Below are 18708 nucleotides of genomic sequence, written 5' to 3'. Positions count from 1 at the left end.
TCAGCCGACCCGCTTGAGGCGCGCGAAGTTCTCCACCAGATCGGCGGTGACCGCGACGCTCTCGGCGGGTTTGGTCATCCGGGCGGCGAGGTCGCGGGCATGGGTGAGGCATTGCGGGTCGAGGACGGTGCGCAGGTCCGCGACCAACGATTTCTCGGTGGTGGCCGAAAAGCGCCGCCCGGTACCGACTTTCAGTCGTTTGACCCGCGCTCCCCAGAGCCCCTGATCGGGCAGCGTCCAGAGGATCAACGTCGGCAGGCCCGCGCGCAGGCCCGCGTTCGTGGTGCCGCAGCCGCCGTGGTGCACGAACGCGCGGCAGGCGGGCAAGGCCGCCGCGTAGTTCATCACGCCCACCACCTTGACGTGCTCGGAGTGCGGGACGTTGCTGTAGTCCGACCCGGCCGCACACACCAGCGCCCGCTCGCCCAGCTGCGCGCACGCCGAGCTGATCATCGCGAGCGTGTCGGCGGCGGATTCGACGCCGACGCTGCCGAACCCGAAGCAGATCGGCGGTTTTCCCGCCGCAATCCACGCCGCGACTTCCTCGTCGGCGTCCGTCGGCAACTCCATCGTCAGCGCGCCGACGAACGGCCGCCGGCCGCCGAATTCCGCCCATTCGGCCGCCAGCCCGGGGTAGCACACCTCGTCGTAGGCCTGGATTTCCAGCGAGCCGCGTTCGGCGATCCGGCGCGGCCACGGGCGTGTCGCCGCGGGCAAACCAAGGTCACGGCGCTGCGCATCCTCGACCGCCTTGCCCCCGCGCCAGGCCAGCCAGTCCAGCGTCCGGGTGGCGGAGCGGGCCAGCGGCGCCGGCAGGAACGGCAGCAGGCGGCCGTTGGCCCGCAGCGGGAAGATGTGCAGGGTGGCGAACGGGATGTCGCGATACTCCGCGGCGTTGAGCGCGTCGTCCTCGAAATTCATGCCGGTCAGCAGCAGGTCGGCGCCCTCGGCCAGCGACGTCAGCGTCGCGCTGACCTCGGGCCGGCACTGGGAAAGGGGCGCCGAATATTCGCCCGACAGCCTGCCCAGTTCCCGGACCTTCCAGGGGGTGGTGAACAGGCCGGCCCAGAAATCGCGGTGCGGGTCCAGGATGGCCTTCAATTCCGGCCCGTAGGCGACCGCCGTGGGACCGGCCGCCTCGGTGAAGCTGACCATTTCGGGCGCGACGGCCATCTGCACGTCGTGCCCGCGGCGCACCAGCTCGCGGCCGACAGTGACGTAGGGCTCGACCTCGCCGCGAGTTCCCCAGTTTGCCAGCACGAACTTCATCGGCGAGATCCTAGCCTTTCACTTCCCTTGCGCGGGTGGGGAATGGACGCGACCGCTCCCAGCCGCCCAGCAGCATAACCGGGCAGTCGCGGATTCGGCCGAGGGGCATTGAACGTGTGTGTGATAATGCCTCGATTCGATGAACGCCTCCTCAGACAGGTGGGTGACCGTGGTCCAGGCCGAAAGCGTTAGCCCCGCCGGGGTGGCGCAGGATCGGGGCTCGGCACACAAGGAATTCCGCCCGGACATCGAGGGCCTGCGCGCGCTGACGCTGGTGGCCATCCTGCTCTTCCACGCCGACGTGCCCGGCGCGAGCGGCGGGTTCGTCGGCCCGGACATCTTCTTCATCATTTCGGGCTTCGTCATCACCGGGCAGCTCTGGCGCGAGGTGAACAACACCGGCACCCTCGGGCTGCGCAAGTTCTATGCCGCGCGGGTCCGCCGCCTGCTGCCGGTCGCGGCCCTGATCGGGAGCGTGACCGTGGTCGCCTCGGCGGTCCTGTTGTCGCCCCTGCAGGCCAAGACCGTGGTGGAGGACGGCATCGCGTGCGCGTTATACGTCGGCAACTACTGGTTCATCCACGAAAACGTCGACTACTTCGGCGGCCATCAACCGCCGTCGCCGTTCCAGCACTACTGGACCCTGGGCGTCGAGGAGCAGTTCTACCTGGTGTGGCCGGTGCTGATCATCGGCACCTGGTGGCTGATCCGGCGCACCCGCCGCCGACGCACCGGCGCTACTACTAATACGTCGTCGAACTCACCGAAGCGCGCCTTCCTGGCGGTGTTCGCTCTGGTCGCGATCCTGTCGTTCGCGCTGTCGCTGCTGACCACCTACCTGGTGCCGCCGGCGGCGTACTTCTCGCTGCCCACGCGGGCGTGGGACCTGGCCGTGGGCGGCATGCTGGCGCTCACCGCCAACCAGTGGCGCCGGCTGCCGGCGCGGGCGGCCGCGATCACCGGATGGGCGGGGCTGGCCCTGATCGTGTTGGTCTGCAACCGGCTGACCCCGGCGACGCCGTATCCGGGCACCGCCGCGATCTGGCCGCTGCTCGGCACGGTCCTGGTGATCGGCGCCGGCTGCGCCACGCCCACGCTGGGGGCGGGCCGCATCCTGGCGTTCAAGCCGATGCGCGAGATGGGCCGGCTGTCCTACTCGTGGTATCTGTGGCACTGGCCAGTGCTGGTGCTCGCCGTGCCGCTGCTGGGCCACCAGCTGGGCCTGGTTGGCCGGTTGGTGGCGGTCCTGCTGTCCGGCGGCCTGGGCATGCTCACGCTGCGGTACGTCGAGACCCCGCTGCGCTATGCCGCCCCCCTGCGCAAGTCCCCGCTGGCCAGTTTCGCGGTGGGCGCCACCGCCACCGCGGTGGCCGTCGGCGTGGGTGTGGCGATGCTGGCGTGGATTCCGATTCCGGTCGGCCGCGGCGTGCCCGGCACGCCGTTGACCATCACCGCGGCGCCGGTTCCCGCGGGCGACGGCATGGACGCCTACGACGCGGCGGTGCAGCAGGCATTCGCGCAGGCGCAGGCCGCGGTCGCGGCGTCGGCCGAGCTGAGGGCCGTGCCGTCGAACCTGCAACCCCCGGTCGCCGAGGCGACGGCCGGGCAGAACGCGATGTGGTCCAGCGGCTGCTTCCGCGGCGCCAACCAGAGCGGGCAGCCCGAGTGCGCGACGGGCGACACCGCGTCGAGCACGACGGTGGCCCTGGTCGGCGACTCACACGCGGCGATGTGGGATCCGGCCTTTCAGCCGATCGCCGAACAACGGCACTGGCGGCTGGAGATGATGGCCAAGGCGGGCTGCCCCTTGCTCGACGTGCCGATCGCCAAACACCTCGACGGCCTGATCGAACGCTTCATGCACTGCGACGAGTGGCGGGCGCTGATCCTGGCCCGGTTGCGCGCCGAGCACCCGCGCCTGGTGGTGGTGAGCATGTCGCGGGAGCACAGCGAGGGCAGTTGGCAGGCGGGCTACACGCCGTACGACCCGGCGTGGATCGACAGCCTGACCCGCCTGGTGCAGCAGCTGCGCAGCACCGGCACCAGGGTGCTGGTGCTGGGCCCGGTCCCCGACCCGGGCACGCCGGTGCCGGAATGCCTGTCCGGCCACCTCGATGACGCGACGGCCTGCTCCCCGCCCCGGTCGGCCGCGGTGAACGACGCCGGGATCGCGGCCGAGACCACTGCCACCAAAGCCAGCGGCGGCCAATACGCCGACCTCACCGAGCTGTTCTGTACCACCAGCCGCTGCCCCGTGATCGTCGGCAACGCCATGGTCTACCTCGACTGGAACCACATCACGGCCGACTACTCCCGGGAGCTGGCGCCGGCGATGGGGGCGCTCGCCGACCGAGCGCTCGCCCGCTAGTCCCCCGCGGGTCCCTCGAGGTACCAGGGGTTGGCCCGCGCCCAATCGATGGTGCGGCGGATCCCCTCCTCGACGTCGACCTTGAGGCGCCACCCCAGCTCCCGCTGCGCCTTGGTGGAGTCCGGAATACGACGGGGAATGTCCTCGTAACGGCCGCCGTAGCGCGCCGCCGTGTCGACGACTTCGGCTTCGGACACCCCCTCGACGTTGGCGATCTTGATCGCCAGTTCGACGGCGTCACGCATGGTGGTCTCGGTCATGCTCCCGATGTTGAAGGCCTCGCCGATCGCCGCGTCGCTGTCGGCCGCGAGCAGGGTGCCGGCGATCGCGTCGTCGACGAAGGTGAAGCACCGCGTCTGGTCACCCGAGTCGTACAGCAACGGCCGGCGGCCGTTGAGGATGCGGTGAACGGACTGCGAAATCACGAAAATCGGGTTCTGCCGCGGGCCGTAGACGTTGAAGTAGCGAACGACCGTCACCGGCAGCCCGACGGCGGTGTGCATCGCGAAGACGAGATGCTCGGCCATGGCCTTGCTGGTGCTGTAGCTCCACCGCGCCGTCCTGGTGGAACCGAGCACCCGGTCGTCGTCCTCCGCCCACGGCGGGTTCGGGTTCTTGCCGAACACCTCGGACGTGCTGGCGAACACCACGCGGGTGCCGTGCCGCTGGCTCAGCTCCAGCACGTTGCGGGTGCCGGTCACGTTGACGTCGAGAACGCGCAGCGGATCCTTCATGTAGTTCTTGACGCCGACGACCGCGGCCAGGTGGAAGATCTTGTCGACACCGGGCGTCAGGGCCGCTTCGAGCGCGCTCAGGTCGGTGACGTCGCCCTGCACGAACCGGAAGTTGGGGTGCTTGTCGAAGTCGATGCTGGTGTCGCGGGTGTTCTTCGCCTGGTCGAACACCGTGACCGAGTCGCCGCGGTCCAGCAGCGTGGACACCAGGTGCGATCCGATCAGACCATAGCCGCCCGTTACGACGACATTAGACATAGTCGCTCTTTCATTCTGGGTACAGGTTTACTTCGCCTGCAGTATGCCTATCGGCCGATCCCCTTGTAGAGGAATCCGGCGGCGCGCACGGCCGCCGGGTCGAAGCTGTTGCGCCCGTCGAGGAACACGCAGCCGGGCGCGGTGAGGTCCGCGAGCCGGGCCAGCGGGATCTGGTGGAATTCCCGGTGGCCCGCGAGCACTACCAGGGCGTCGGCATCCTTGACCGCCGACTCGATGTCGGGGGTCAGCGGGATCTTCGTCACCGTGGGGGCCTCCTCGTCGGGCACCCAGGGGTCATGGATGGACAGCTCGCAGCCGGACTCCTCCAGCAGGGAGACGACGTACTTGGTGGGCGTGAGCCGGCAGTCGCCGGTGTTGTTCTTGAACGCGATGCCCAGCACCGCGATCTTGCTGGTCTCGATGGCCTTGTCCTGCTCGGCCAGCAGCTGGGTCAGCAGCCCGTAGGTGTAGGCGGGCATGGTGTCGTTGACGGTCCGCGAGGTCCGCGGGATGCCCAGCTCCAACCCGAGCGACTCGCCGAGATGGTTGACGAACCACGGATCCTTCGTCAGGCAGTAGCCGCCCACACCCATGCTGGGCCGCAGGATGTTGACGTTGTGGGTGCCCTTCGGCATGGAGTTGGCGGCCTCGATGACCTGCAGCCCGTCCATGTCCAGCCGGTCGCACACCTTGGCCAGCTCGTTGGCCATCGCGATGTTGAGGTCGATCCAGAGGTTGTCCGCGAGCTTGACCATCTCGGCCGTGCGCGGGTCGTCGACGACGATGGATTCCACCCCCAGGGCGTGGCGCCACAGCGTGGAGCAGGCGCGCGCGGTGCGCTCGTCGACCGCGCCGACTACGACGGGGATCGACGTCAGCTCGCGGATGGCCTGACCTTCGGCGAGCCGCTCGGGGCAGAACGCCAACCCGAAGTCGATGCCGGCCCGCAGCCCCGAGGTCTCCTCGAGGATCGGCAGCACCAGGTTTTCGGTGGTGTCGGGCGGCACCGTGCTCTTGAGGATGACCAGGTGGCCGCGGTGCAGGTGCTCCCCGACGGCCCGCGCCGCGGCCTTGATGTCGTCGACGATGGGCTCGTAGTCCGGACCCAGCGGGGTGCCGACGGTGACGATGACGAAGTCGTTGTCGGCGACGGCGCCGAAATCGGTCGTGGCGCGCAGCCGTCCGACCCGCGCGTTGTCGGCCACCAGCTCGCCAAGCCCCGGCTCGGGAACGGTGGTCCGGCCCGCGTTGATCTCGTCGACGACGTTCTGCCGGACGTCGATCCCGGTCACCGGCCAGCCGCGGTCGGCCAGCACGGCGCCGATCACCGTGCCGATGTAGCCGAAGCCGACGACTGCGATCCCCGACCGCATGCCTCGGACGATCAGATCGATCTCAGCGTCGCTGCGTCCGAAAACGCCTTCTGCCATCGCGGAACCTCGCCCTTCGGTCCCCCGTGCGCGGTGTGGATTGGAAGGGGCCTCCCGCCCCTGGCTAACCGTCCGGCAGTCTAATCCAACACCGGTACAATAGACCAGAAGTTTGGGTAGGCACCCGGAGTTGGGCTTCGAGTACCACCTCGTAGACGACCGCGATAGACCGGAAAGATCCCCGTGTATGGCTGATAAGGTCGCCCGCATGGACCTGTTCGTGCGCGAATCCGGTCCGGTCGGGGCACCCACAATCGTCTTCCTGCACGGCGCGTATACCAGCGGCTGGTACTGGGAACCGGTGGTCGAACGCATGCCGCAATACCGCTGCCTGGTCCCCGATCTGCCGCACTACGGCAAGAGCTTCGAGCAGGGCCCGTTCGACATGGGCCGGGCCGCCGCCGCGGTCGCGGAGCTGATCCGCTCCCGCGTGGACGCGGGCCGGGCGCACGTGGTGGGCCTGTCGCTCGGGGCTCAGGTGGGGGTGCAGCTGCTGGCGACCGAGCCGAAGCTCGTCGATCGCGCGGTGCTGTGCGGGACGATCATCAACAGGGTGCCGTTCGTGGAGTTGACGCGGCGCGTGTTGTCGCTGCCCGCCCGGAACCCGGCGTACCGCGCGATGGTGCGCCGCTACCGGAACGCTTGGCAGGCAAGGGTTCCCGCGGCCCACATCGACGAGTACCGCGAGGACGTGCGCCTGATCACCAGCGGGCAGCTCGCCGACGTCACCCTGGCGTCGTCGGGATTCACCCTTCCCGAGGAACTCGGCCAATCGGATTCGCCCACCATGTTCGTGACCGGCGCCAAGGAGTTGCCGCTCGTCCGCCGGTGGGCCGCGGCGCTCGCCCGGGAAATGCCCAACGGGGTGGACCGGGTCGCACTCGGCATGCCCCATGACTGGCCGACGCGCTATCCGGACCTGTTCGCCCGCACGCTCGACGGGTGGTTCACCGACGGCCCCCTGCCGCCCGAGATCGCGGCGCCGAAGTCTCAGCCCGGCTGGCGCAGCGGAAGGCCGGCGGCGCGATAGATCCCGTCGATGACGGTCATGTTCTCGATCGCGCCCTCGGCCGTCGTCTTCACCGGCTCACCGCGCAGCACCGCCCCGGCGAAAGCGTCGAGCTGATAGGCGTAGGTGGTGCGCCGCGGGAATCGCTCCACGCGCTTCCCGTCGGCCGAGCGGATCGAGAGCCGGGGCAACAGGTGCGGGGCCGCCGGGCTGAAGTAGCTCAGCTGGCCGCGGTCGCCGATGATCTTGGCGTTCGCCCAGAACAGGTTCGACGACCACAGGGCGCAGTGCAGCCGGCCCGTGTGCCCCTCGGCGAACCGCATTTCCGCCGTCATAACCCGGTCCACCTGGGGACCGTCCAGTTTCGCCTTCGCCGAGACGACATCGGGAGTCGAACCGCCGAACGTGCGGAGCATGTCGACCGTGTACACGCCGGCGTCCATCACCGCGCCCCCGGCCAGGCCGTAGTCGTACACGTTGGCGTTGGAGCGCTTCGGCAGCAGCACGCAGACGGCGACCTCCACCCGCTCCAGCTTGCCCAGCTCCCCCGACGCGATGATCTGCTCGACGCGCTGGGTCAGCGGGTGGAAGCGGTATTGCAGCGCCTCCATGACGACCCGGTCGGACTTGGCGGCCAGTTCGGCGATCTCGCGGGCCTCGGCGGCATTGGCGGTGAACGGCTTTTCGCACAGCACGTGCTTGCCCGCGTCGAGCGTGGCGCGGGTCCACCTGCCGTGCACGCTGGTCGGCAGCAGGTTGTAGACCGCGTCGAGGTCCGGGTCGGCGACCAACTCCTCGTAGCTGTCGTGCGCCCGGGCGATGCCGTGTTTGGCGGCAAAGTCCCGCGCGCGGGACGCATCCCGCGACGCCACCGCGGCGACGACGACCTCGGTGTTCTCCTTGGCCGGGGTGAGAAACGTCGTGGGCGCCCAACGTGAAGCACCCAAGATTCCGATCCGTACCGGGCCGCCGCCTGCAGACATGGGGGCGATGCTAACAGTCGATCCGGCTGGCCACCGCAACAATTTTGAACGGATCGGACGGCGGCAAAGCGATGCTAGGATCGCGATTCGCCCGGACCGGGCAAAGCGTTGGACACCATCCGCTGAGGAGCTCGATTGGCTGACGGCGACCTGAGTGCGCGCGAGGCCGAACGCGTTGTGTGGGACGTGATCGTCGTCGGCACCGGCATGGGCGGCGGGATGCTGGGCCACTCGCTGGCCCGCGCGGGCCGGCGGGTGCTGTTCGTCGAAAAGGGCCGCTCGACCCTGCCGGGGACGCCGGGAACGATTCGCGCGGCCATGCCGGAACTCGCCGAACCGGGCGCGGTCCGTTCCGCCGAGGCCTACTACGACGCGTTGGCTCGCGCGGGACGCACCACCGACGAGATCGAAGACATCAGCGGGCGGCGCCCGAAGAAGTACGTGCCGTTCATCGGCAGCGGCACCGGCGGCTCCTCGGCCCTCTACGGCATGGTCTGCGAGCGGTTCTTCGCCCAAGACTTCACCCCGCGGCAAAACTTCCGCGACCCCGGTGATTCCACCGTGCCCGAGGCCTGGCCGATCAGCTACGACCAGCTGAGCCCGTGGTATGCCGAGGCCGAAAAACTGTTGGGGGTGCGCGGCGCGCCCGATCCCCTGCGCCCCGAGTCCGCCGACGTGGGTTTGCCTGCGGCGCCGCCCTTTTCATCCGACAACCAGCCGCTGGTCAACTACCTGAGCGGCCGCGGCCTGCACCCCTACCACCTGCCGATGGCCTGCGACTACACCGAGGGCTGCACCACCTGCCAGACGTATCTCTGCCCCCGGCCGTGCAAGAACGACGCCGCCCGCAACGGCGTGCTCCCCGCGATCACCGAGCACGGCGCGCACCTGCTGACCGAATGCCGGGTCGTGCGCCTGGAGGCCGACCGCACCCGCGTGCAGCGGGTGATCGCCCAGCGCCGCTCGGACATGCTGGCACTGACGGGCAAGGTCGTGGTGCTGGCGGCCGGCGCGCTGGCCACCCCCGTCTTGTTGCTCAACTCCCGGTCCGGCGACTGGCCGCGCGGGCTGGCCAACGGCTCGGACTGGGTGGGCCGCAACCTGATGCGCCACCTGCTCGAGCCGATCGAGATCTGGCCCAACCCCAAACGCACGATCACGACGCCGAACAAGGAAATCGGGCTCAACGACTTCTATTTCACTGACGGGCAGAAGTACGGCACCGTGCAGTCGTTCGGCGAGATACCGCCCATGGAGTGGCTGGCCAACCGCCCCGGCCGGCGGGGCAAAGCGCTACGCGCGACGGGCCCCGCGGGGCGCCGGTTGTATCAGCGGTTCGTCACCGGCGGCCTGGTGCTGGCCGGGATCATGGAGGACCTGCCGTACCTGGACAACCGCGTCCTGCCGAGCGACCGGCCCGGCGCCGACGATCGCCAGCGGCTGCGACTTCGGTACCGGTTGCACCCCAGCGAGGTCGAGCGCCGCGCGGCGTTCGTGCGGCAGCTGAAGGAGGTGTTGCAGCCGTTCCGCAACCTCACCCTGGGCACCGGCAAGGACAACGCGAACCTCGGCCACGTCTGCGGCACCTGCCGCTTCGGCACCGACCCGAAGACCAGCGTGCTGGACCCGCAAAACCGGGCGCACGAGGTGGACAACCTCTACGTCGTGGACACCTCGTTCTTCCCGTCCAGCGCCGGGTTGAACCCCAGTCTGACGGTCGCGGCCAACGCCTTACGGGTGGCCGCGCACGTGAGCCAGGCGCATTTCACCGACTGACCGCTTGTCGTCCGGGGATCAGCCGTCGGCGAGCGCGCGGTCGGCCAGCGCCCCGATCGCCGGCGCCAACAGCCGCGAGTACTCCAGCGTGATGTGCCGCCAGTCGCGGTAGACGAGGGTGTTGCCGACGATGACCGGGCAGCGGGCCTTGGTGCAGAACAGCTCGGTGAGGTCGGCGTATTGTCCGCCGCCGGCCTTGGCGCCGGCGGACTCGGCCGCGATGCCCGGCCGGTTGACCGCCGACGACGCGGGCGGCGAACAGGCCGTCGCGTCGTCGAGGTGCCCGGACAGGCAGATCGGCACCTCGGACTGCGGATCCGGGATCGGCCCGAGCACCAGCACCTTGGCGCCGATGTCGCGCAGTTGCTGCACGAGACGCGTGAGGCTCTGGACCCAGGCCGGGCCGTATGCGTCGACACCCAGCAGCCGTTCGCTTTCGGCGGTGTAACCCCGCCACATGCTCAGCACCACCAGCCGCGGGTGCTCGGCGCGTAACCGGGCCATGATCTGCTCGCGCCACTGCTGGCAGTGTGAATATCGTTCGGCCAGGTGGTGCAGGGGCACGCTGCTGGGCAAGTCCATCAGGGGGCAGGCCCCCTTGGCCAAGGTCTCCAGCCGCCAGTGCCGCTGGGCCGCGATCTGCTGGAACGCGGGATTCCACATCGCGGCGTTCGAGTCGCCGGCCAGCGCGATCGTGGTCGTCGACGCGGTGTCGCCGCTCGCGCACTCGGGCTGTCCGACTTCGGCGATGTTGCGCAGGCAGCCGTTGAACAACAGGTCACCGGACGTCGCCAGGGGCGGGCTCAGGTTCGACGGGACGGCCTGGAGGCCGGCCGACGCCGCAACCGCAGCCTGCACCTGCGCGAACGCCTGCCGCACCGCCACGTCGTAGGCGTCGACGCTGGAGCCGGCGGGGACGGGGGCCGCGGCGATGGACAGCGGCGCCGCCGCCGGGCCGCGCCCGACCGGGGTCGGCACGTGCTCCAGCAGCACCAGGCCCACCGACACCGCGACCGCGGTGGCCGCACCACCCAGCGCGAGGCTGGCCAGCGCGGATCGGCGTATCGGCGAGGCGAATCGCAGCGGGTTCTCGATGAAACGCAGGGTGAGCACCGCCAACCCGCCGGAGATCAGGGCCGCTGCCAGCCTGGCGGCCAGGCCCAGCGGGTGGCCCAGCAACGCGGGCGCGAGCACCAGCACCGGCCAGTGCCACAGGTACCACGAGTAGGAGATCCGGCCGATCGCCCGCATCGGCGACACCGCCAGGACGCGGCCGCACCCCTGCGACGCCACGGCGCAGCCGGCCCCGATCACCAGCGCCGCGCCCAGCGCGGGCAACAGGGCGGCGATACCGGGATACGGGGTGGTCGGGCCCAGCCAGACGCAGGCCAGCAGGATCAGGACCAGCCCGGCCCAGCCGGCCGGCACGGCAGCCCGGGGCGCCAGCCGGCGCCATTGGTCGGCGGTGAGGGCGACGATGCCGCCGACCGCCAACTGCCAGGCCCGGGTCGGCAGCGAGTAGAAGGCCACGGACGGCAACCAAAGGGTGTCCACCAGTGACAGCGCGAACGACGCGACCGCGACCAGCGCGAGGACCACGAGATAGGGGCGCTTCGACGCGGTGGCCTGGGTCCTGGTGCGCCGGCGCACGCGCCGGATGACAAAGGCCGTGCCGATGATCAGCGCCGGCCATACCAGGTAGAACTGCTCCTCGACACCCAACGACCAGTAGTGCTGGAACGGCGACGGCGGCAGGTGGCCGCCGAAGTAGTTGACGCTTCCATTGATGAACCAGTAGTTGCTGACGTACAGCGCGCTGGCGATGCCGTCCCGAAGGACGCTGCCGACCTGCAACGGCGGCAGGAGGAGAAATGCCGCGATGGCGGTGACGACGCCGACCGTCGCCGATGCCGGCAGCAGCCGGCGCGCCCGCGCCCCGTAGAAGCCGCCCAGCCGGACCTTGCCGCTGGCGGTCGCCTCGCGCCACAGCAGCCCGGTGATGAGGAAGCCCGAAATGACGAAGAAGACGTCCACGCCGACGAACCCACCGCTGATACCCGGCATCCCGGCGTGGAACAGGACCACGGCCAGCACGGCGACGGCACGCAAGCCCTCGATGTCGGGGCGGAACCGCGATTGTGCGGAGGGCCGACTCTGAGTCTCTTCGGTTGGGCTGACGCTGCCGGACTGTTGAGAGGTCACCAAGGGAGGATTATCACACGCGTGTTGAACAGATTGCGGGGTTGGCGAAATCACCGGATCGGCACCATCACGGGGGTCGGGCGCCCGACGCCGGGAGTGCTGGTTAGTCATCGATCTCTGCGGTCAAATCGAATTCGGCGAAGGTCCGCGAAATGGTCTCCCGCAGCTCATTTTTGGTGTTTTCCCGGCCGAGTACATATGCGGAGATCCTGATGAAGATCTTCCCGTTGCCCCGCCCCGAGCCAACGAACAGTTGTCCACCGATGTGTTCGAGCGTGCTCTTCTTGATGTCGGGTTCGTAGGATCGCATGTACGCGTAGTCGGCGTCGCTGCCGTCGGGCCGGTTCACGGCCGCGGACAGGTCACCGAAATTGGAGACGGTCACCGGAAGGCTGGCACCGCCCGCCGCCATCCCCGCCAGCCTCCTGTTCAGCCGCTTCGGAACCATCGCCGCCAGTGGGAATGTCGCCAAAAACTCTTCGTCGGGGTTCTCCATGCCCGCGAGGATCGCGCGGGTGATCTTCGCCTGCGTGTCCCTGAGGTCCGTCGCGGCGTGCGTGGGGTCGACCGCGACGTCGACCACCGTGAGCGCATTGCCGCGGGTATCGCCTTCGGTCCGTAGCGATATCGGGAATCGCAGGGTGACTTTTCCGTCGTCACGGACGCGCCCGACCCGCACCGCGAGCCTGGACGCGAGGCCCGCCACCAGCGAGTTGCTGCTCACACCAAGGCTTTTCGCGCGGGCGTCCCACTGGGCCGGGTCGATGTATGCGGTCAGGGCGGGCACCTCTACCGCCTGATCGTCGCCGGCCGTCCTCGGGGAGGGCGGCGCCGCCTTGATCGAGGATGCGAATTGCTTGCGGTCGGGCCAGGCCCGTCGGGCCGTGGCCGTCAACGCCCGCGCGATGTCGGGCAGTTCTTTGACCGTACGGCCGAAGTCCTCGCGCAGGGCGCGCCCGCCGGTGCGCGATCCCGCGGGCGGGTAGCCCAGATCGCGCGTCCTGCCCTCGGCGGCATCGGCGATCGCCTCGACCAATCCAATCCCGTCGACGATCGTGTGCGAGACCACCAGGCTTATCGCGGCCCCGCCGCCCTCGAGCGGAAGCACTCCGAGATGCCAGCCGGGTCCCCACTCCGGATCGATGGGTAGGCGCACCCGTTCGTCGGCCCAGGCGCTCACGTCGGCGCGCCGTCGCGGCGTCGCGGCGACGTCGAGGTCCTCCGGGGCCGGGGCCGCCACCCAGTGATCACGCGCGAACGGTATCGGGGAACGCTCGACCCTGCGCCCCAACAGCCCGCGGCCCAGGTTGCGCTGAAAGCGCCGCAGCCCATCGACATTCACGCCACGGTCGTAGACCCAGATGAACTGGACCTGCGTGCCGTGCACTGCTCGCATCATCAGAAACACCGCTTGATCCACGTGCGCGAGCCTGTTGTCCACCGGTTCGTCGCTACGCGCGCGGACCTCAGCCGCCGGGGCCCCGGGCAGCTCGGTGTCGTTCAGCAGGTCGGCCAGGTGGCCGGCGAGCTGCGCCGGGGTGGGGTGGTCGAAAACCAGCGTCGCCGGCAGGGCCAGGCCGGTGTGCCGGTTGAGGCTGTTGCGCAACTCCATTGCCGTCAGCGAGTCGATGCCGAGGTCTTTCAGGGGCCCGTCGGGGTCGAGCGCCGCCGGATCGGGATGGGCCAAAACGGCGGCGGCCGTCTCGGTGACCAGCGCGGTGAGTGTGTCGAGCCGTTGCTCGCGGGTCTGGGCGGCCAACGTGGCGGCCAGCGCTCGGGGGCTTGCCGCCGTGACCCGGTCTTCGTCGGCCAGTGCGGCGACCGGGCCCGGCAGGTTGGGGGCGAGCCAGTAGCGGCGGTGGTCGAAGGGGTAGGTGGGCAGCGTGACGGTGCGGGCGCGCGGGTAGAGCGATTGCCAGGAGGGGCTGTGGCCGTGAGTGTGCAGCTGCGCCAACGCCATTGCCAGGCTGTCGTGATCCGCACGTTCCCGGTGCAGCGTGACGACGACCGTCGACTGGGCCCGCCCTGGGGTCTGGGCCAGCGTGTCGGACAGTGCGGGGGCCAACACCGGATGCGGGGACAGCTCGACAAACGTGCACTCGCCGGCGGCCAGCCGCTCGGCCACCCGATCATAAAACCTGACCGGCTCACGCAGGTTGCGGTACCAATACTCGGCGTCCATCGTGGTGGTGTCCAACGGATCACCCGAAACCGCCTGCCCCACCGTCGAATACAACGGAACACGCGCCAGCGCCGGGTTCAGCTCGCCGAGGTCAGCCAGCAGCCGCTCGCGCACCGCCTCGACCTGAGCGCAGTGCGAGGCGTAATCCACCGCAATCGGACGGAACTGGATGCCGTCACGCTCACAGGCCGCGCCGAACTGCTCCATCGCGTTCGGCTCGCCGCTGATGATGGTGTGCGACGGGCCGTTGATCGCCGACACACTCAACGCCCCGTTCCACGGTCCCAGCAGCGGTTCGAGCGCCTCGGCGCCCAGCAGCACCGAGGCCATCGCCCCGGCCCCACACAGCTCGCCCAACGCCTGACTGCGCCGCGCCACAATCTGGGCCGCCTCCGGCAACGAAAACACCCCAGCCAGATACGCGGCGGCGATCTCGCCCTGCGAGTGACCGATCACCGCGTCCGCGGTGATGCCGTAAAAGCCCAGCACCTCGGCCAGCGACACCATCATCGTGAACAGCACCGGCTGCACCACATCCACCCGATCCAGCGACGGCGCCCCCGGCGCCTGCAACAGCACCTCGCGCACCGACCACCCGGTGAACGGGCGCAACGCCTCGTCGCAGTCGTCGACCATCGCCGCGAACACCGGATGGCGTTGATACAACTCGCGGCCCATGCCGGCGTATTGGCCACCCTGGCCGGGCAGGACGAACACCGTCTTGCCGCGCAGATGCGTCAGGAAATGGCGCTGAAGCAGCCGCGGATGCGGGCGCCCCTCGCGCAGCGCATCCAACGCGGCCAACAGATCCTCGTGCGCGTCAACACCGTCCGGCGCTCCGGTGATCACGGCCCGATACGGGTGATGGGTCCGCGTAGCGGCCAGGCTGTAAGCCACATCGGTCAGATCCAGGTCCGGATGAGCGAGCAGGTGGTGGTGCAGCCGGTCGGCCTGTCCGCGCAACGCCGCAGGCGTGCGCGCCGACAGCGGCCACACCCGCAACCCGAAGTCGACACCCTCAGCGGACTCGGACTCGGGCTCGATGGGCGCGGCGGGGGCTTGTTGCAGGATGACGTGGGCGTTGGTGCCGCTGATCCCGAACGAGGACACCGCCGCCGTGCGGGGATGATCGGTGTCCGGCCAAGCCACCGGCTCGGTGAGCAGGCGCACCGTGCCCGCCGACCAATCCACGTGCGGGCTGGGGCGATCCACGTTCAACGTCGGCGGCAGGCTGTCGTGATTGAGGGCCTCGATCATCTTGATCAACCCGGCCACCCCGGCCGCGGCCTGGGTGTGCCCGATGTTGGATTTGATCGACCCCAACCACAGTGGATGCTCTGGTCCCCGCGCCGCACCGTAGGTGGCAATCAACGCGCCGGCCTCGATCGGATCCCCCAACGTCGTGCCGGTGCCATGCGCCTCGACCACATCGACCTGATCCAACCCGACCCCCGCGTTGGCCGCGGCCTGGGTGATCACCCGTTGTTGAGAGGGCCCGTTCGGGGCCGTCAACCCATTCGAGGCGCCGTCCTGGTTGATCGCCGAACCCGCGATCACCGCCAACACCGGATGCCCATTGCGCCGGGCATCGCTGAGCCGCTCCAACACCAGCACCGCGGCACCCTCGCCCCAGCCGGTGCCATCGGCGTTGGCGGAGAACGCTTTACACCGCCCGTCGGCGGCCAGGCCACGCTGCCGCGCGAACTCGGTGAACACCGACGGCGTCGCCATCACCGTCACCCCACCGGCCAGAGCAAGAGACGACTCCCCGTTACGCAGCGACTGGCACGCCAAATGCGTGGCCACCAACGACGACGAACACGCCGTATCCAGCGTGATCGCCGGGCCCTGCAACCCCAACGAATACGCAACCCGCCCCGAGGCCACGCTGGTGGACAGACCCGTCAGCGCGTAGCCCTCCACACCCTCCGAGCTGCCCCCGCCATAAGACTGTGACCACGCGCCCACGAACACCCCGGTCTCCGTACGCACCAAGCCCGCCGGATCAATCCGCGCGGCTTCCAACGCTTCCCAGCACACCTCCAACAGCAACCGCTGCTGCGGATCCATGCTCAGCGCCTCGCGCCCCGAGATCCCGAAAAACTCCGCGTCGAACCCGGCCGCGTCGGCCAGGAATCCTCCGGAGCGGGTGTAGGTCTTGCCCACCGCATCCGGGTCGGGGTCGAACAATTCCCCCAGGTTCCAGCCACGGTCAGCTGGAAAATCCCCGACGGCGTCGGTGCCGGTCGCCACCAAATCCCACAACGCCTCCGGCGAATCCACCCCACCCGGGAACCGACACGCCATGCCCACCACCGCAATCGGCTCGTCCACCGCCACCCGCGACTCGACCGCGGGAGCCGCCGCGACCGACCCGTCCAACAGGCCGCCCAGGTGGGCGGCCAACTCGTCGGGGGTCGGATAATCGAACGCCAGCGTCGGCGGCAACGGCAACTCGGTTTCGGTCCTGAGCCGATCCAGCAGCTCCGTGGCCTTCACCGAATCGAAACCCAGGTCGCCAAAAGCGGATTCGGGGTCGACGTCCTCGGCGCTGGGACGCCCCAACACCACCGCCGCCTGCGCGCACACCACCTGCACCAGCAGGTCATGCTCCTGGCGGCGGAGCGTCTGCTGCTGGCGGCGGAGCGTGCGCAGGCGCTGCGTCCATCCCGAGTCGGTGCCGGCGTCCGCGTCGGCGTCCTCGACCGCGCGCGGCGCCGGCCGGCGGATCTCCCCGTCCAACCGGGTGAACTCGTCGCGCAGATACAGCTGGACGCAGTCCCTCCGCCGGACCTTGCCGCTCGTGGTGATGGGAATCGAACCAGGTGGCACCAGAACCAGATCCGCCACGCTCAGACCGTGCGACTTCGATACGGCCGTGGCGATTTCGCGCCGGACGGCGCCCATCCGCTGCATCGCGGCCTCTTCGGGTTCGTCCCGATTTTTGAGCTCGGCGATGGCGACCAGGCTCTCGAAGCCGCCGTCATCCGGAACCCCTATCGCCACGCAGCGGCCCCGGGTGATCTCCTGAATCGTCGCCTCGATGTCGTCGGGAGAATGGTTGCGCCCGTTGACGATCAAGAGATCCTTGATGCGGCCGAGGATGAACAGCTCGCCGTCGGAGAAGAAGCCCAAATCTCCGGATCGCAGCCAAGGGCCGTCGGAGGTGCCGGGCGACGCGCCGGCAAGGGTTGCACCGAACATGCCCTCGGTTCCTGGAGGGTTTCCCCAATAGCCTTGCGCGACATTGCCACCCTGCACCCAGATCTCACCGACGGTTCCCGCCGGGCACTCGGTGGTGGTATCGGGGTCGACGATGCGCACCGCCGGCGACCTCGGCACGCCGTAACTCACCAGCGGTGTGCCCCCGTCCCCGCAGCGTTTCGCGTGCCCGGCGGTCAGCTTCTCCGATTCGAAGTGAACGATTTCGGGCGAATGACCCGGTTCGCGCGTCGCGATGTACACCGTCGCTTCCGCCATGCCATACGCGGGCCGCAACATCCGGGCGTGAAAGTTGAAGCGGGCGAACCGCTCGGCAAAGCGTTGCAGCGTCACGGGTTGCACTCGCTCGCTGCCGTTGAGGATGCCGAGGACGTCGCCGAGGTCGAGCCCGGCCATGTCGTCGTCGGAGGTTTTGCGCGCCGCCAATTCGAAAGCGAAGTTCGGCGCCGCGGAGAATGCGTGGCTGTTGCTCGCCAGCGCTTGCACCCATCGGGCGGGTCGCTGCAGGAACGACGCCGGGCTGGTGATCTGGGTGGGTAATCCCGCCAGGATGGGAAAGATGATGGCCAGATACAGACCCATGTCGTGATAGAACGGCAGCCAGGACACCATCGTGGTGTCGGGCGGGGCGGCGCCGCCGAAGATGTCCACATTGATCTGGTCGAAGTTCGCCACGATGTTGTGGTGCGAGATCTCCACGCCCTTCGGGGTGCGGGTCGACCCCGAGGTGTATTGCAAATAGGCGATTTCCGGCCGGATCTCGGTCTCGGCGGCCGGACCGTTGTCGGCGTCGAGGTCGAGCAGATCGACCTCGATGACCGACGGCGCGGATTCGCCCTGCTTCGGCTCGACGTTCGCGGCGATGTTGGCCGCGACGGAGGAGGTCGTGAGAATCGCCGACGGCGACGCGTCACTCAGGACGGAAATAAACCGCTCATCGGTGACGCCGCCGAGTGGAACCGATAGCGGAACGGCGATCCGACCGGCGTGCAACGCGCCCAAAAATGCGGCGACGTACCCGAGTCCCTGGGGCGCCGCGATCACCACGCGATCGCCCACCGACCCGCAGCCGTCGAGTTCGCGCGCGACGTTGCACGTGCGGCGGTACAGCTGCGACCACGTCAGGGTTTCCGGAACGCCCGCCCAGTCCTGCTCGTAATCGACAAACGTGAACGCGGTTTCGCTGGGGCGCAAGCCGGCGCGTTCCCGCAGCAGAGCAGGGACGGAGGACTCGTGTCCTTGCGGAGCGTCAGCACGAATCATCGGGGAGTTCCT

At 69.3% G+C, this 18708-nt stretch carries 9 protein-coding genes; 3 read left to right on the top strand and 6 right to left on the bottom strand.

Going from position 1 to position 18708, the window contains the following annotated elements:
- Complete coding sequence (locus AC5Y7V_RS22875; protein ID WP_499882308.1) at positions 1-1269, bottom strand: glycosyltransferase; 1269 nt, start codon at positions 1267-1269, stop codon at positions 1-3.
- 139 nt (positions 1270-1408) lie between these two features.
- On the opposite strand from AC5Y7V_RS22875, the gene AC5Y7V_RS22870 reads away from it, so the two are divergent.
- Positions 1409-3637, top strand: coding sequence for an acyltransferase family protein (locus AC5Y7V_RS22870; RefSeq protein ID WP_499882307.1), 2229 nt, complete (start codon positions 1409-1411; stop codon positions 3635-3637).
- Here the strand turns inward: AC5Y7V_RS22870 and AC5Y7V_RS22865 are convergent.
- On the bottom strand, positions 3634-4629 hold the full coding sequence (locus AC5Y7V_RS22865) for an NAD-dependent epimerase/dehydratase family protein (RefSeq protein ID WP_499882306.1): 996 nt from the start codon (positions 4627-4629) through the stop codon (positions 3634-3636). The genes AC5Y7V_RS22870 and AC5Y7V_RS22865 overlap by 4 nt on opposite strands.
- Before the next feature lie 47 nt (positions 4630-4676).
- On the bottom strand, positions 4677-6059 hold the full coding sequence (locus tag AC5Y7V_RS22860; RefSeq protein ID WP_499882305.1) for a nucleotide sugar dehydrogenase: 1383 nt from the start codon (positions 6057-6059) through the stop codon (positions 4677-4679).
- 187 nt (positions 6060-6246) lie between these two features.
- On the opposite strand from AC5Y7V_RS22860, the gene AC5Y7V_RS22855 reads away from it, so the two are divergent.
- Positions 6247-7089: an alpha/beta fold hydrolase gene (locus AC5Y7V_RS22855; protein WP_499882304.1), complete on the top strand. Its 843-nt coding sequence runs from the start codon at positions 6247-6249 to the stop codon at positions 7087-7089.
- Here AC5Y7V_RS22855 and AC5Y7V_RS22850 read toward each other — a convergent pair.
- Positions 7050-8051 carry a Gfo/Idh/MocA family protein gene (locus tag AC5Y7V_RS22850; RefSeq protein ID WP_499882303.1) on the bottom strand — a complete coding sequence of 334 codons (1002 nt, stop codon included), beginning with the start codon at positions 8049-8051 and terminating at the stop codon, positions 7050-7052. The two genes, AC5Y7V_RS22855 and AC5Y7V_RS22850, sit on opposite strands and share 40 nt — an antisense overlap.
- A gap of 135 nt (positions 8052-8186) precedes the next feature.
- Between AC5Y7V_RS22850 and AC5Y7V_RS22845 the strand changes: the two genes are divergently transcribed.
- A complete protein-coding gene (locus AC5Y7V_RS22845) occupies positions 8187-9827 on the top strand; it encodes a GMC oxidoreductase (protein WP_499882302.1) in 1641 nt (546 codons plus the stop codon).
- Positions 9828-9845: 18 nt separating this feature from the next.
- Here the strand turns inward: AC5Y7V_RS22845 and AC5Y7V_RS22840 are convergent, their stop codons facing one another.
- Together AC5Y7V_RS22840 and AC5Y7V_RS22835 are read right to left on the bottom strand one after the other, a co-directional pair.
- Positions 9846-12029 (bottom strand): acyltransferase family protein, encoded by a 2184-nt coding sequence (locus tag AC5Y7V_RS22840; RefSeq protein ID WP_499882301.1) that lies wholly within the window; start codon positions 12027-12029, stop codon positions 9846-9848.
- Positions 12030-12132: 103 nt separating this feature from the next.
- Entirely contained in the window at positions 12133-18696 is a 6564-nt protein-coding gene (locus tag AC5Y7V_RS22835; protein WP_499882300.1) for a fatty-acid--AMP ligase, read from the bottom strand.
- Positions 18697-18708: the final 12 nt, after the last annotated feature.

The organism is Mycobacterium sp. NGS34, assembly GCF_059812845.1.
This window is presented reverse-complemented; position numbering and strand designations above follow the sequence as displayed.